The sequence below is a fragment of the Micromonospora sp. AB353 genome (genome assembly GCF_049538395.1).
GTDB classification, from domain to species: domain Bacteria; phylum Actinomycetota; class Actinomycetes; order Mycobacteriales; family Micromonosporaceae; genus Micromonospora; species Micromonospora aurantiaca.
This window is the reverse complement of record NZ_JBMVFV010000067.1, coordinates 1-13900: the sequence shown is the minus strand read 5'-3', so window position 1 is coordinate 13900 and position 13900 is coordinate 1. Positions and strand designations below refer to the sequence as shown.

The following is a 13900-nucleotide window of genomic DNA, read 5'->3' as shown; positions in this document are numbered from 1 at the left end:
GGGCTTCCCCTGTTCCCCCCGTGATCGCGACCCGGACGGACGCCCGGGAATGGAGTCCGGTCAGCCCGCGGCCGGGGTGGCGGCCCGGCGGGCCGGCCCGGAGAGCCGGCGCAGGAGCAGACTGACGTTCTGGCCGCCGAACCCGAACGAGTTCGTCAGCGCGTGGCCGGCCCGGGTGGGCCGGGGCACGGCGCGGACGTGGTCCGCCTCGCACTCCGGGTCCGGGTCGTCCAGGTGGTAGGTGGGTGGCAGCAGCCCACTGTCGAGCGCCAGCGCGGCGGCGGCGGCCTCCAGCACCCCGGACGCGCCGAGCAGGTGCCCGGTGAGCGCCTTGGTGGAGCTGACCGGCACACCGCCGGTGCCGAACACCTCGGCCAGCGCGATCGTCTCGGCGACGTCACCGAGCTTGGTGCCGGTGCCGTGCGCGTTGACGTACCCGACATCGGCGGGCTCGACCCCGCCTGCCGCCAGGGCCCGGCGCATGCACGCCGCCGCGCCGGCGCCGTCCGGCCGTGGCGCGGTCGGGTGGTACGCGTCGGTGTTCGCTCCGAACCCGGCGACCTCGGCGTAGCCGCGCACACCCCGGCCGTCGGCGTGGCCGGCGCGCTCCAGCACCAGCAGCGCCGCGCCCTCGGCCAGTACGAACCCGTTGCGCCGCTTGTCGAACGGGCGGCTCGCCTCGGTCGGTTCGTCCCAGCCCCGGGCCAGCGCCCGGGCGTTGCCGAACGTGTCGGCGAACGTGCCGAACAGCGGCGCCTCGCTCGCCCCGCACACCACCACGTCGGCCTCGCCGGCGCGGATGAGGCGTACCCCGTCGGCGACGGCCTGGGCACCCGAGGCGCAGGCCGTGCCGACCGACGAGCTGTAGCCGCGGATGCCGTGCGCGATGGCGATCCGCGCCGAGGGCATGTTCGGCAGGATGCCGGTGAGCAGGTACGGGCTGACCGCCGCCCGGCCCCGGGCCGCCCGCGCCAGCACCTGGCCCTCCAGCGTGGACATGCCGCCCACCCCGCCGACGATCACCGCGATCCGCTCCGGGTCGACGTCGCGGCCCACCTCGATGCCGGCGTCGGCGAGCGCCTCGGCGGCCGTGATCAGGGCGAGCAGCACCACCCGGTCGAGCACCTTCGTCTCCGGCCCGGAGGCGACGCTGCGCGGGTCGATGTCCGGCAGTACCCCGGCCACCTCCAGGCTGCCCGCCGCCGGGTGTCCCTCGGGCGGGCGGCGCAGCCCGGACCGGCCGGTGAGCAGGGCGTCGAACGTGTCCGCCACGCCACGCCCGGCCGGGGTGAACAGGCCCATGCCGGTGATGACGGCGGTCACGACGGCGCCTCGGTCAGATAGCGCTCGCGCAGCGCCACCTTGCGGACCTTGCCGGTGACGGTGACCGGGATGTCGTCGGCGCGTACCGGGACGATCCGGCGCAGTGTGGCGGCCACGTCCGGGCCGAGCGCGGTACGGATCCGCTCGGTGCGGTCCGCGTCCGGGTCGGCGCCGGCGGCCAGTTCCAGCAGCACGTCGGTGGTCACCGTGCCGTCGTCCGCCTTGACGATCACCACCGTGCAGTCGGTCACGTCGGGGCTGGCGGCGAGGATGCGTTCCTCGGACAGCGCGGTGAAGAACCGTTTGCCGTCCCCTGCCTCGACCGAGTCGACCGCGCGGTCCAGGTGGTAGTAGCGGCCGTCGTCGTCGGCGTACACCAGGTCGCCGGTGAGGTACCAGCCGCGCAGCCGGAACCGGTACGTGGTGACCGAGTCGTTCCAGTAGCCGCGGAACAGCGACGGCGAGTCGATGCCGAGCCAGCCGACCTGCCCGGGCGGCAGCTCGTTGCCGTCGGCGTCGAGCACGGCGACCGTGGCGAACCGGTACGGGCGGCCGACGCAGCGGCCGTACCGGTCGGTGCCGGTGGTGTGGGTGATGTGGAACATCGAGTGGCCCATCTCGCTGGAGCCGAGCCCGTCGATGAACACCGACCCGGGTACCCGGGTCACACCCTCCCGGGTCACCACGTCGCGGGAGCCGACAGCGACCAGGCGCCGTACGTGCGGCTCGTGCGAGCAGTCGCCGGTGTTGAACCACAGCCGCACCGAGTCCAGGTCGTAGCCGGACAGGTCGAAGCGGGCCAGCTCGGCCCAGGTGACGGAGAAGCCGAACACGCCGTCCGGGCGCCAGCGCTGGATCGCGTCCAGCACCCGCTCGCCGCCCTGATCGGAGAGCAGGAACATCTCCGCCCGGTTGCCGAGTGCCTGGTTGACCATGAGCACGGTGGCGGTGTGCGGGGCGGGCAGCGCGTTGAGGATGCGCGTGGTGCCCTGCGCCTGCGGCATGGACAGCAGGTGGCGGGTGGCGGCGAACAGGCTGGCGTGCGAGTGCAGCACCGCCTTCGGCACGCCAGTGGTGCCGGAGGTGTGGGTGATGACGATCGGGTCGTCCGGGTGGTGCCGGTAGTGCGCGGACGCGGCGTCCGGGTCGCCGGTGCCGGCCTGCGCGGGTTCGCCGAGCATCGGGGCGCCCAGGTCGTGCCCGGCCAGCGCCTGCGCGTGCGCGGCGTCGGCGAGCACTCCGGCGGCGCGCAGCCGGCGGATGTACTCGGCGGCGATCTCGGGGCGCAGCCTGCCGTTCATCAGCGCCGGGATGGCGCCGAGGCGGGTCAGTGCCAGGAACGACAGCACCATGTCGGCGGCCGTGCCGGCCCAGACCGCCACCGGGTCGCGGGGTTTCACCCCGCGTTCGTGCAGCCAGGCCGCCCGGGCGGCGACCATCCGGTCGAGCCGGCCCAGGGTCAGCGGGGTCTCGGCCGGGTGGCCGTCGATCTCGGTGTCGAACGTGAGCCCCGGCCCGTCCGGGTCGGCGCCGTGGGCCAGCACCCGGGCGAGCACGTTGCCCGCGCCCAGTTCCGCGTCGGCCGCGAGCGCGCCGCGCAGTCCCTTCGTCCTCATTGACGTGTTCCCTCCCCCAGCAGCACCGCGGTCGCCTCGCCCGGCGTCCCGTCCGGTGCCAGTTCGATCAGGATCAGCAACGCCTGTGCGGCGTCGCCGTCGTACAGCAGCAGGTCCGCCTCGGCCTCCCCGTCGGCCCGCGGGTCGCCGGTCGGGCTCAGGCACACCACCGGTCCGTCCAGTCCCCAGCGCGCCGCGACGTGCCCGGCCACGCTGTTCGGCACCGACTGGAAGAAGAACAGCGGCCCGATCCGCCCTCCCGCGTCCACAGTGGCGCGAACGTGCGCCGCCCCGGCGGTGTCCCCACCGGCGCTGACCAGCACCACGGCCGTCCCGTTGCCCGGCGGCAGCGGCCCGTCGCCGTACCGCCGCGCGAGGCACCGCTCGGCGACCGCCACCACCAGCGGCGCGAACGGCGAGTGCACGAACCCCGGCACCCCGGCCGGCCCCGGACCCTCGTCCCCCGCCTCGGGCCACCGCGCCTCCGCGAGCACCACGACCCCCCCGTCGCGCGATCGTGCGGTTGGCGCCCCGGGTGGGGGCGTTGTGCCCGTTTCGCCGGGGCCGGAAGTGCAGGATCGCGGGAGGCCGGGGTGGGGGGCGGGCGCGGGCGCGGTCATGAGGTGCTCACCAGGAGGGCCGTGTCGGCGCCGCCGAAGGCGGCGTTGAGGGTGAGGGCGTGTCCGGTGCGCGCGGGGCGCGGGGCGTCGCGGATGACGTCCAGCGGGCACTGCGGGTCGGGGCCGAGCCAGCCGGCGGTGACCGGCAGCTTGCCGTGCCGCAGGGCCAGCACGGTGACGAGCAGTTCCAGCAGCCCGGACGCCTCCAGCGCGTGCCCGTGCACCGACTTCGTGGAGCTGACCGGCAGCCGCCCGGCGTCCTCGCCGAACACCCGGGTCAGCGCCGCCGCCTCGGAGGCGTCGCTGAAGGGGGTGCCGGTGGCGTTGGCGTTGACGTAGCCGATCGCTTCCGGTGGCAGCCCGCCGCGGCGCAGCGCCGCCTCGACCGCCCGGGCCAGCCCGAGCCCGTCCGGGTGCGGCTGGCACGGGTGGTACGCGTCCCCCGCCCGGCCCCACCCGGCCACGACCGCTAGCGTCTCGGCGCCCCGCCGGGCGGCCGCGCCCGCCGACTCCAGCACCACGGCGGCCACCCCGTCGCCCAGCAGCAGGCCCTTGCGGCCGGCGCTGAACGGGCGTACCGCGCCGTCGGCGGCGAGCGCCCGGCCGGCGTCGAACAACGCGTACTGGTCCGGTTCGACCAGGTAGCCGGCCGCGACCACGACCCGCTCCAGGTCGCCCCGGCGGATCAGCACCGCCGCGTCGGCGACCGCGCTGCTCGCCGACACGCAGGCGGTGGTGTAGATCCGGGTCCGCCCGCCCAGGCCGCACCGCGCGGCCAGGTGACCGGCCAGCGCCGGCACCGTCGGTTCCTCCCACCCCCGCGGTACGGGCAGCGAGTACGGCCCGCCGTGGGTGGCCAGGAACAGCGCCGACTCGGCCCGCCCGGCCCGGTCCAGCCCGGCGGCCCGGGCGGCCGTGTCGATCGCGTCGGCCAGCTCGCCGGCGAGGGTGCCGACGTCCGGCACTGTGGCCGCCACCGTCACCCGGCGGCCGGTGGTGTCGAAACGGCGCACCGGCGTGAACGCCGGGGTGCCGGTGAGCACCCCGGCCAGCAGCGCGTCGGCGCCCCTGCCGAGGGCGCTGAGCGCGTACGTGCCGGTGATCCGTACGGTCTCCCGCTCAGCCATCTGCGGGAGCGGTCAGAGAGCCACGGAACACCGCGAGCGCGTCGTCGACGGTGCGGATGCCGGCGAGTTCGTCGTCGCTCAGGTCCAGCCGGCGGTCGTAGCGCTGCTCGACCATGTGCACCAGCCAGGCCAGCTCCATCGAGCCGAGCCGGTCCGGCACCTGGTCGGCGGGTTTGGCGGTCAGTTCGGCGAGCATGCTCACCAGGTCAGCTCGCCCCAGGTCGGGCTGACCGGACATCAGGACTTGTCGCTGTTCGCGGCCACCCGGTCGGCGACCATCGTGGTGAACTCGCCGACCGTCATCAGCGCCAGCTTCTCCGACTCGTCGTCGGCGAACTTGAGGCCGTAGCGGTCCTCGACGCGGACCGCCAGGTCGGCCAGGGCCAGCGACTCCAGGTCGACGCCGGAGGGGCCGAGCGTGGTGTCGTCGTCGAGCTCCTCCACGTCGTAGTTCATGTCGGCGAGCTGTTCGACGACGAAGGTGCGGACCTCGTCTCGCATGGGTTCAGACCTCTTCTCCGTGTACCGGCTGACGGTGCCCGGTCGGGACACCGTGTGCGTGGGAACCGGCGGGGTCGGGCGCGCGGGTGGCGCGTTGCCCGGCCGGTCCGGGGCGGGGATCGGGGTGCACGGGACGCCCGGCGGGCGTCCGGTGGGTGTACGGCTCGTACAGCGGGCCGGTCACGACGCCGCGTCCCGCAGCGCCGGTACGGACCGGACCAGCTTCCCGGTGGTGGTGCGGGGCATCTGGTCGAGCAGCCGCAGGGTGCGGGGCCGCTTGAAGCCGGCCAGCCGCTCGGCGATCAGCTTGTCCAGCGTGTCCTCGGTCAGTGAACCGTCGGTCTGGACGTACGCGGTGATGCCGTCGTCCCAGACCACCACCGCGGCGACGACGCCGGGCAGCCCGGCCACAGTGGCCTCCACCTCGGTCAGGTCGACCTTCAGGCCGCCCACCGACACCTGCGAGTCCAACCGGCCCTTGATGGTGACCAGACCGGTGTCCGGGTCGACCACGCCGGCGTCGCGGGTGTGCAGCCAGCCGTCGGCCCACCGGGTCGGGTCGGCCAGTCCGACGTACGGGTTGTCCGGGCAGCTCACCCACAGCTCGCCGGCGCGCTCCCGCACCTCGATGCCGGGGGCGGGCGCGATGGCGGGACGGTGCCGCCCGTACAGGTCGGTGCCGATGACGCCGACCTCGGTCATCCCGTACATGTTGCCCAGCGGCACGCCGTAGCGGTCGGTGAACGCGTTCGCCACGGCGGCGGACACCAGCTCACCGCCGGTGGTCATGCGCTTGAGCTGCGGCAGCGGCCCGGCGGGTGTGGTGGAGGCGAGCAGGCCGATGTGGAACGGGACGCCGAGCACCGTGGCCGGGGTGTCCTGGGCGGCGACGGCGGCGAGGATCGCGTCGCCGCTGAGCCGCTCTGGCGGGCACAGCTCGACGCCGGCGTGCAGCCCGTAGAGCAGGCCGCCGACCAGGCCGAGCACGTGCACCATGCTGGGGAGCAGGATGATCCGCTCACCGGGCAGCGCGACGCCGTCGATACGGGTGTAGCGGTGCACCTCGGCGACCAGGTCGGCGGCGGTGCGGCCGATCACCTTGGACGGTCCGGTGGAGCCGGAGCTGAGCTGGATCACCGCGTGCGGGCTGCCCGCCGGGCGGTCGGAGTAGGCGCTGACCCCGGCGGTCACGTCGACGAAGATCCGCAGCGCGCCGCCACCGGTCCGGGTCGGTGCGACCACCACCTGCGGGCTGAGCCGGCGCAGCGCCTGGTCGACCTCGTGGTCGGTGAGCCGGTGGTCGAGCAGCACCGCCTGGGCGCCGGTACGCCAGGTGGCGAGCAGGTACGCCACGTACGCCAGCGAGGGCGGCAGGCGCAGCGCGGCGGTGCCTCCGGCGCGCAGCCCGGCCCCGGCGAGCCGGTCCTGCGCCTCGCCGACGAGCCGGCGCAGCGTGCCCTTGTCCACCGGTTCGGGCAGGCGCAGGCAGACGTCGGTGTCGCGGCCGGTGAACAGGATGTCGTCCACCCAGTTCACCGTCGTCGAGGCAGGATCTTCCGCCACGGGATGTGCAGTCACGACCAGCCACCGTTCCACTGAGGAACTGGGCGGATCCGCCCAGCGGGTACGTCGTTCGGGGTATGGCGGAACCCTACGACGGCTCTCTTCGGCATCGCCAGATGCAAATGGCTAGATCCAAAACAGCGGCTGGGTGGATTGCTCAGGCTCGATCGGACAGGCAGGATCGAGGCCACGCCGGCAAGGTAGTCCGCCGGCCGCCGGATGCTGTGCGCGCGGCTCCCGCGCGGACGGCCGGCGACTACGCTCCCGGTATGTTCCGTACCGCCCGTCCCGACGACTTCCCGCAGCTCATCCGCCTCTACCGGCAACTGAACCCGGACGACCCGCACCTGAGCGACGGCTCCGACGAACGGGCCTTCGCGCGGATCCTGGCCACCGAGGGGCTGCACCTGTTCGTGCTCGACCTGGACGGCACGGTCGTCGCCACCACGTACCTCAACGTGATCCCCAACCTGAGCCGGTCGGCGTCGCCGTACGCGGTGATCGAGAACGTGGTGGTCGACGAGTCGCGGCGCGGCACCGGCCTGGGCAGGCAGATCATGGCCGCCACGCTGCGGGCTGCCTGGGACGCGGGCTGCTACAAGGCGATGCTCATGACCGGGTCGCGCTCGCCCGCGACCCACGCCTTCTATCTGGCCTGTGGGTTCTCCGGCGACGCGAAGACCGCGTACCTGGCCCGGCCGTCGTGACGGTCAGCGTTCGCCCGCCGGTGGGGGCGCGGCGCCGCGCAGCACCAGCGCGCTGTTGAACCCGTCGAAGCCGCGCGCGCCGACCAGCGCGATCCGGCTGCGCGGCGGGCGGGGCTGCCGCAGGAACGTCAGCTCGCAGCCGGGCGCCGGCTCGTCCGGGCCGGCCGAGGCGGGCAGCATCCCGCGGCGGAACGCCAGCAGCGCGGTGGCCGCGTCCAGCGCGGACCCGCCCTGGTGCGCCCGGCCGGTCAGCGGCTTCTGCGTGGTCACCGGCGGGGTCCGGTCGCCGAACACGGCACGCAGCGCCGCCGCCTCGGCCCGGTCGTACGCGGGCACCCCGAGCGCGTCCGGCCAGATCACGTCCACGTCGTGCGGGCGTACCCCGGCACGCTCCAGCGCCAGCCGCAGCGCCCGGGCGTAGTGGGCCGGGTCGGGGCCGGTCGCCGGGTCGGTGGGCGCGGCGTCGTGGGTGGCGGCCCAGCCGGTGACCTCCCCGTAGACGCGGGCGCCCCGGGCCAGCGCGTGGCCCAGCTCCTCCACCACGAAGACCGCACCGCCCTCGGCCGGCACGTACCCGCTGGCCGCGACGTCGAACGGCCGGTACGCCCGCTCCGGGTCGGACACGTCGCTGAGCAGGCCGGAGCGGAGCTGGCAGGCCAGCGCGTACGGGCTCAGCGGGCACTCGGTCGCCCCGGCGATCACCACTGGTGTGCCCCGGCGGATGGTGCGCACCGCGTGCGCCAGGCTGTCCAGCCCGCCGGCCGACTCGGACACGGTCACCCCGGACGGCCCCTTGAACTGGTGGCGGATCGACAGCTGCCCCACGCTCGCGGCGTAGAACCAGGCGATCGACTGGTACGCCCCGACGGTGCGGCTCGGGCCGCCCCAGAGCCGTTGCAGTTCCCGCTGCCCGAACAGGTTGCCGCCCGACGAGCTGGCGAGCGTGACCGCCCACCGGTACGGGTCGGGTGACACCTCGGGCAGCGCGGCGTCGGCGAGCGCCAGCTTGGTGGCGGCGAAGCCGAGGTGCGTCCACCTGTCGGTCTGCACCCGCTGCCGGGTGTCGCTGAACCCGGCCGGGTCGAAGCCGGCCACCTCCCCGGCCACCCGGGTCGGGTAGCGCTCCGGGTCGAACAGCGTGATCGGCCCGGTGCGCCGGGTGCCGGCCAGCACGGTGTTCCAGTGCGCCTCGGCGCCGACGCCGCTGGGCGCGACCACGCCGATGCCCGTCACCACGGCCCGCGCGGTCATGTCGGCACCGCCGCCAGCCGGCGGAACACCATCGCGGACTGGAAGCCGCCGAAGCCGCTGCCCACCGACAACGCCACGTCCACCGGCACCTCCCGGGCCTCGTTCGGCACGTAGTCCAGGTCGCACTCCGGGTCGCGGGTGGTCCAGTTCGCGGTGGGCGGCACCACGCCGTACTCGATGGCGAGGGCGCAGGCGGCCATCTCGATCGAGCCGATGGCGCCGAGCGAGTGACCGACCATCGACTTGATCGAGCTGATCGGCACCCGGTACGCCGTCTCCCCCAGCGCCCGTTTGAACGCCGCCGTCTCATGCCTGTCGTTCTGCCGGGTGCCGGAGCCGTGCGCGCTGACGTACGACACGGCTGTCGGGGCGAGCCGGGCCTGCCGCAGCGCGTCGCTGATCGCCACCGCCATCTCCGCGCCGTCGGGGCGCAGCCCGGTCATGTGGAAGCCGTTGCTGCGGCTGGCGTACCCGGCGACCTCGCAGTAGACGTGCGCGCCCCGGCGGCGGGCGTGCTCGGCCTCCTCCAGCACCAGCACCGCGGAGCCCTCGGCGAGGACGAACCCGTGCCGGTCGGCGTCGAACGGCCGGGAGGCGTGCTCCGGGTCGTCGTTGTCCGGGCTGGTCGCGCCGATCGCGTCGAACGAGGCGACGGTGACCGGGGAGATCGGCGAGTCGGCCGCGCCGGCCAGCACCACGTCGGCCTCGCCGTCGGCGACGAGCTGGTGGGCGTACCCGATGGCGTCGATGCCGGAGGTGCAGCCGGTGGAGATCACCTGCGCCGGGCCGTGCAGGCCGTGCCGGCAGGCCACGTCGGCGGCCAGGCTGCTGGGCACCAGCGCCTGGTAGAGGTAAGGCCCGCCGAGCGCGTGGTCGACCAGCCAGTGCCGGCCGGAGTCGCTGACCCGTACGTACTCCTGTTCCAGCGCCATGGTCCCGCCGACGGCGGTGCCGAGCACCACCCCGGCGCGTTCCCGCTGGGCGTCGGTGAGGGTGAGGCCGCTGTCCGCGAGCGCCTCGGCGGAGCAGGCGAGCGCGAACTGCACGTACCGGTCGGCGCGCTGCCGTTCGGCGAGCGTGATCCCGGCGGCGTCCGGGTCGAAGTCGCACTCGGCGGCGATCTGCGACCGGAACGGCGACGGGTCGAAGAAGCTGATCCGCCGTGTCGCGGTGCGCCCCTCGGTGATCGTCTTCCAGAAGCGGTCCCGGGTGGCGCCGCCGGGTGCGACGACGCCGATGCCGGTGACCACGGTACGGCGGCCGGTCACGACGGCTCCCGTGGCGGCGGTGCGGCGCTCTCGGTGTCGACGTGGCCGAGTTCCGGGCGCGGGGCGAGCGGTCCGAGGTGGAACACCACCTCGGCGGGCTCGTCGCCGGTGTTGCGCAGCCGGTGCCGCACGTCCTTCGGCACGTAGAGCGCCTCCCCGGCGGCGACCGGCACCGGCGTGTCGTCCAGGTCGACGGTGATCGCGCCGCGGGCGACGTAGAGGAACTCCTCGCTGTACGGGTGGTAGTGCTCGGCGATCCGCTCCCCCGGTGCGAGCGTGGCGACGCCCATGAATCCGGAGGTGCTGCCCACAGTCTTCGGGCCGAGCAGCACCCGCAGTTCCCCGCCGCGGCGGCGGTCGGCGGGTACGTCGTGGACGGAGACCCGGGCGGTGGTGGTGTCGGTCATCGCGCGCCTCCCGCGTGCGCCCGCTCGATCTTCTCCTTGATCACGGCGAGCTGGATCGTGCTGTTGGTGTTGATCCGGTCGGTCATGCCGGCGTTGTCGACCGGCGCGTCGGGCTTCATCGCGAAGTCCTGCGTCCACGTCATCCGGGTGCCGCCGGGCGTCTCGTCGTAGCGCCAGTGGATGCGCATGTACTCGAACGGGCCGGTCTCGACGCGCCGGGCGTGCACCTCGCGGGTGGCCGGGTCGGCGGTGCGTTCACTGACCCAGCTCCACGCCACGCCGTTGTCGTCCGGGTGCATGGTGAGCCGGAAGCGGACCGTGTCGCCGTCGCGGTGCAGGATCTCGGCGGTCGCGTACTCGGTGAACAGGTCCGGCCACCGGGCCACGTCGTTGGTGATCTCCCAGACCAGCGGCAGCGGCGCGGCGATCTCCACGGCGTTCTCGGTGTGCCCGGGCGGGTCCGCCTTGCGGGCCACCAGGTCGGCGACGCCGGCGATGCTGAGCTGCCCGGCCTGTTCGGGGATCTTCACCCGCCACCTGTCGGCCACCACCGCCGACAGTTCGAGCAGCGCCAGCGAGTCCATGCCCAGTTCCTCCAGGCTCGCGGCGGGCGCGCCGGCGGCGGCGTCCGGGTCCAGGCCGCAGTGCGTGACCAGGATGTCGGTGATCTCGCGGGCGAGCGGGCGGTCGGGGGCGACGGTCATCGGTTCCTCCAGGTGGTCGGGCCGGCGGCGGGCACGGCGCTGACGGGGGTACGGCCGCCCGGCTCGGCCGCGCCGCGCGGGTCGGGCACGACTGCCCGCGCCGCCTCGGCCGGTGGGCCGTCACCGGCGGGTGGGGCGTCGTCGGCGGGTGGGGCGAGCAGGCGTTCCACCAGGGCCGTGGTGTGCCGGGCGGCCCGGAACGCCGGGTCGCGCAGCACCTGCCGGGCGAACGGGATGGTGGTACGCACACCGGGACCGGCCACGTCGAACTCGGCCAGCGCCCGGTCGAGCCGGTCCAGCGCGGCGTCCCGGTCCGGTGCCCACACCGCCACCTTCGCCAGCAGCGAGTCGTAGTGCGGGCTGACCAGGTAGCCGACGTGCCCGTGGGTGTCGACCCGGGTGAACGGGCCGCCCGGCGGCCGGAACCGGTCCAGCCGGCCGGGTGCGGGCGCGAAGTCGCGGTCCGGGTCCTCCACGTTGACCCGGCACTCGATCGCCACGCCGGAAAGGCGTACGTCGGACTGGCGCAGCCGCAGCGGCGTGCCGTACGCCACGTGCAGCTGTTCCTGCACCAGGTCGATGCCGCTGACCATCTCGGTGACCGGGTGTTCCACCTGGATCCGGCAGTTGATCTCCAGGAAGTGGCAGCGTTCGGCCTCGTCGACCAGGAACTCCACGGTCCCGGCGCCGGTGAAGCCGACCGACAGCGCGCCGCGCAGCGCCACCTCGGCGACAGTGTCCAGGGTGGCCTGCCGCAGCGCGGGCGCGGGTGCCTCCTCGATCAGCTTCTGGTGCCGGCGCTGCACCGAGCAGTCGCGGGTGCCCAGGTGCACGCCGTTGCCGTGGCCGTCGCAGAGCACCTGCACCTCGACGTGGCGCGCGTCGGCGAGGTACCGCTCGACGTACACCCGGTCGTCGCCGAACGCCACCTGGGCGGCGGCACGGGTCCGGGCGTACGCGCGGGGCAGCTCGGCCGCCGAGCGCACCACTGTCATGCCGCGCCCGCCCCCGCCCGCCGCGGCCTTCACGATCACCGGGTAGCCCACCTCGGCGGCCACCTCCTGCGCCTCGCCGACGGTGGGCAGCGTCCGGACGCTGCCCGGCGGCAACGGCAGCCCGGCGTTACTCATCAGCGCGCGGGCCGTCGACTTGTCCGCGAGCGCGGCCATCACCTGCGGCGGCGGGCCGACGAAGACCAGCCCGTTCTCGGCGCAGATCTCGGCGAAGTCGGCGTCCTCGGACAGGAAGCCGTAGCCGGGGTGGACCGCCTGCGCGCCGGTCTGCCGGGCGGCCTCCACGATCGCCGCGGCGTTGAGGTAGCTGCGGCGGCTGGCCGCCGGGCCGATCCGTACCGCCTCGTCGGCGAGCCGCACCGGCAGCGAGTCGGCGTCGGCGCTGGAGTGCACCACCACCGTGCGCACGCCGAGTTCCCGGCAGGCGCGCAGCACCCGCAGCGCGATCTCACCCCGGTTGGCGATCAGCACCTTGTCGAACATCAGGAGTCCTGTCCGGTGACCGGTTCCAGGGCGATCAGCGGCTGGTCGTACTCGACGGGCTTGCCGTCGTCGACCAGCACCTCGACCACCCGTCCGGCCTGGCCGGCGGTCACCTCGTTCATCAGCTTCATGGCCTCGACGATGCCGACCACCTGGCCCGGGCGGACCATGTCGCCGACCGCGACGAACGGCATCGCGCCGGGTTCGGGGGCGCGGTAGAACGTGCCGACCACGGGTGAGCGCACGGCCGGCCGGTCGGTCGCCGGCGCCGCACGCGCGGCCGGTTCGGCGGCCCGGGCCGGCAGCGCCTCGGCCGGGTCGGCGGTGCGCTGCGCCGGCGCCGCCGGGTCGTGCCACTCGACCTCCAGCACCGACTCGCCGCTGCGCAGCCGCACCCGGCGCACCGGCCCGGCCAGGTCGGCGACGAGCTTGCGGGCCTGCCGGCGCAGCCCGTCGAGCACCTGCTCGGACTCGGCGTCGGCCATCACGCCACCTCCGCCCGGTCACCCGGCGGCGAGGCCGGGGACGGGCCGGCGGCCGAGCGGGCCGCGCCGAAGCGGCGGAACCGCTGCCGGCGGCGGCGGACCAGCGTGGCCGGAGGGACGGTGAGCAGCGGCGCGAGGTTCGCCGCGACCGCCCGGCGCAGCAGCTCGGCCGCACCGCCCGGGTCGGCGTGCGCGGCCGGGCGCGGCTCCGGCACCAGCTCGTCGACCACGCCGAGGCGGCACAGGTCGGCGCCGGTGAGCCGCAGTGCGCGGGCCGCCTGCGGGGCGGCCGAGCTGTCCGGCCAGAGGATCGCCGCGCAGCCCTCCGGGCTGATCACCGAGTAGACGGCGTGTTCCAGCATGAGCACCCGGTCGGCGACCGCGAGCGCGAGCGCGCCGCCGCTGCCGCCCTCCCCGGTGACCACCGCCACCACCGGCGTGGGCAGCACGGTGAGCGCGAGGATGTTCTCCGCGATCGCCGCCGCCTGACCCTGCTGCTCGGCGCTCACCCCCGGGTCCGCGCCGGGCGTGTCCACGAGCGTCACCACCGGCAGCCGCAGCCGCGCCGCGAGACGCATCAACCGCAGCGCCTTGCGGTGCCCGGCCGGGCTGGCCATGCCGAAGTTGCGGGTCACCAGTTCGGCTGTGGTGTGCCCCTTCTGGTGACCGATCACCATCACCGGCCGGCCGTCGAGGCGGGCGATGCCGCCGACGACAGCCGGGCAGTCTGCGCCGAGCCGGTCGCCGTGCAGCTCCACGAACCCGTCGAACGCGGTCTCCAGGTAGTCCAGTGTGGTCGGCCGGCCGGGGTGCCGCGCCGTGCGTACCGTCT

The 13900-nt window shown here is 74.9% G+C and carries 14 protein-coding genes and 1 pseudogene; 1 reads left to right on the top strand and 14 read right to left on the bottom strand.

Features of this window, described 5'->3' with window-relative positions:
• Nucleotides 1–60: 60 nt before the first annotated feature.
• The 7 genes from ACPCK6_RS23000 to ACPCK6_RS22970 all read right to left on the bottom strand — a co-directional run bounded on the left by ACPCK6_RS23000 (nt 61) and on the right by ACPCK6_RS22970 (nt 6765).
• The gene (locus ACPCK6_RS23000) at nt 61–1323 is read right to left on the bottom strand and encodes a beta-ketoacyl-[acyl-carrier-protein] synthase family protein (protein ID WP_423482193.1); all 1263 of its coding nucleotides are present in this window, start codon (nt 1321–1323) and stop codon (nt 61–63) included.
• A complete protein-coding gene (locus tag ACPCK6_RS22995; protein WP_423482192.1) occupies nt 1320–2939 on the bottom strand; it encodes a class I adenylate-forming enzyme family protein in 1620 nt (539 codons plus the stop codon). The genes ACPCK6_RS23000 and ACPCK6_RS22995 overlap by 4 nt, the downstream gene beginning before the upstream one ends.
• Nucleotides 2936–3436, bottom strand: a complete 501-nt coding sequence (locus tag ACPCK6_RS22990; RefSeq protein WP_396882602.1) for a beta-ketoacyl-[acyl-carrier-protein] synthase family protein — start codon at nt 3434–3436, stop codon at nt 2936–2938. Before ACPCK6_RS22990 ends, ACPCK6_RS22995 begins: the two co-directional genes overlap by 4 nt.
• Nucleotides 3437–3555: 119 nt before the next feature.
• Entirely contained in the window at nt 3556–4686 is a 1131-nt protein-coding gene (locus ACPCK6_RS22985; protein ID WP_423482191.1) for a beta-ketoacyl-[acyl-carrier-protein] synthase family protein, read from the bottom strand.
• The gene (locus tag ACPCK6_RS22980) at nt 4679–4924 is read right to left on the bottom strand and encodes a hypothetical protein (RefSeq protein ID WP_013286638.1); all 246 of its coding nucleotides are present in this window, start codon (nt 4922–4924) and stop codon (nt 4679–4681) included. Before ACPCK6_RS22980 ends, ACPCK6_RS22985 begins: the two co-directional genes overlap by 8 nt.
• Nucleotides 4924–5187 carry an acyl carrier protein gene (locus ACPCK6_RS22975; RefSeq protein WP_018784085.1) on the bottom strand — a complete coding sequence of 88 codons (264 nt, stop codon included), beginning with the start codon at nt 5185–5187 and terminating at the stop codon, nt 4924–4926. The genes ACPCK6_RS22980 and ACPCK6_RS22975 overlap by 1 nt, the downstream gene beginning before the upstream one ends.
• Nucleotides 5188–5367: 180 nt before the next feature.
• Nucleotides 5368–6765, bottom strand: a complete 1398-nt coding sequence (locus ACPCK6_RS22970; RefSeq protein WP_423482190.1) for a class I adenylate-forming enzyme family protein — start codon at nt 6763–6765, stop codon at nt 5368–5370.
• 254 nt (nt 6766–7019) lie between these two features.
• On the opposite strand from ACPCK6_RS22970, the gene ACPCK6_RS22965 reads away from it, so the two are divergent.
• Nucleotides 7020–7457, top strand: coding sequence for a GNAT family N-acetyltransferase (locus ACPCK6_RS22965; protein ID WP_396882599.1), 438 nt, complete (start codon nt 7020–7022; stop codon nt 7455–7457).
• A gap of 3 nt (nt 7458–7460) precedes the next feature.
• Here the strand turns inward: ACPCK6_RS22965 and ACPCK6_RS22960 are convergent, their stop codons facing one another.
• The 7 genes and pseudogenes from ACPCK6_RS22960 to ACPCK6_RS22930 all read right to left on the bottom strand — a co-directional run.
• Nucleotides 7461–8708, bottom strand: coding sequence for a beta-ketoacyl synthase N-terminal-like domain-containing protein (locus ACPCK6_RS22960; protein ID WP_423482189.1), 1248 nt, complete (start codon nt 8706–8708; stop codon nt 7461–7463).
• Nucleotides 8705–9976 (bottom strand): beta-ketoacyl-[acyl-carrier-protein] synthase family protein, encoded by a 1272-nt coding sequence (locus tag ACPCK6_RS22955; RefSeq protein WP_423482188.1) that lies wholly within the window; start codon nt 9974–9976, stop codon nt 8705–8707. Before ACPCK6_RS22955 ends, ACPCK6_RS22960 begins: the two co-directional genes overlap by 4 nt.
• Entirely contained in the window at nt 9973–10383 is a 411-nt protein-coding gene (locus ACPCK6_RS22950; RefSeq protein ID WP_013286648.1) for a cupin domain-containing protein, read from the bottom strand. Before ACPCK6_RS22950 ends, ACPCK6_RS22955 begins: the two co-directional genes overlap by 4 nt.
• Nucleotides 10380–11087, bottom strand: a complete 708-nt coding sequence (locus ACPCK6_RS22945; protein WP_396882596.1) for an SRPBCC family protein — start codon at nt 11085–11087, stop codon at nt 10380–10382. The genes ACPCK6_RS22950 and ACPCK6_RS22945 overlap by 4 nt, the downstream gene beginning before the upstream one ends.
• On the bottom strand, nt 11084–12583 hold the full coding sequence (locus ACPCK6_RS22940; RefSeq protein ID WP_423482187.1) for an acetyl-CoA carboxylase biotin carboxylase subunit: 1500 nt from the start codon (nt 12581–12583) through the stop codon (nt 11084–11086). Before ACPCK6_RS22940 ends, ACPCK6_RS22945 begins: the two co-directional genes overlap by 4 nt.
• A pseudogene (gene accB, locus ACPCK6_RS22935) lies at nt 12583–13074 on the bottom strand (acetyl-CoA carboxylase biotin carboxyl carrier protein); the annotation flags it as partial. The pseudogene accB and the gene ACPCK6_RS22940, both read right to left, overlap by 1 nt.
• Nucleotides 13068–13900: acetyl-CoA carboxylase carboxyltransferase subunit alpha (locus ACPCK6_RS22930; RefSeq protein WP_423482186.1), on the bottom strand; the 833-nt coding region annotated here is incomplete at its 5' end. The pseudogene accB and the gene ACPCK6_RS22930, both read right to left, overlap by 7 nt.

Bases quoted from the DNA above. Each gene is read 5' to 3' on its own strand.
- ACPCK6_RS22995 (WP_423482192.1), bottom strand. From the start codon at position 2,939: ATGAGGACGAAGGGACTGCGCGGCGCGCTCGCGGCCGACGCGGAACTG.
- ACPCK6_RS22985 (WP_423482191.1), bottom strand. From the start codon at position 4,686: ATGGCTGAGCGGGAGACCGTACGGATCACCGGCACGTACGCGCTCAGC.
- ACPCK6_RS22980 (WP_013286638.1), bottom strand. From the start codon at position 4,924: ATGTCCGGTCAGCCCGACCTGGGGCGAGCTGACCTGGTGAGCATGCTC.
- ACPCK6_RS22975 (WP_018784085.1), bottom strand. From the start codon at position 5,187: ATGCGAGACGAGGTCCGCACCTTCGTCGTCGAACAGCTCGCCGACATG.
- ACPCK6_RS22965 (WP_396882599.1), top strand. From the start codon at position 7,020: ATGTTCCGTACCGCCCGTCCCGACGACTTCCCGCAGCTCATCCGCCTC.
- ACPCK6_RS22960 (WP_423482189.1), bottom strand. From the start codon at position 8,708: ATGACCGCGCGGGCCGTGGTGACGGGCATCGGCGTGGTCGCGCCCAGC.
- ACPCK6_RS22950 (WP_013286648.1), bottom strand. From the start codon at position 10,383: ATGACCGACACCACCACCGCCCGGGTCTCCGTCCACGACGTACCCGCC.
- ACPCK6_RS22945 (WP_396882596.1), bottom strand. From the start codon at position 11,087: ATGACCGTCGCCCCCGACCGCCCGCTCGCCCGCGAGATCACCGACATC.
- ACPCK6_RS22940 (WP_423482187.1), bottom strand. From the start codon at position 12,583: ATGTTCGACAAGGTGCTGATCGCCAACCGGGGTGAGATCGCGCTGCGG.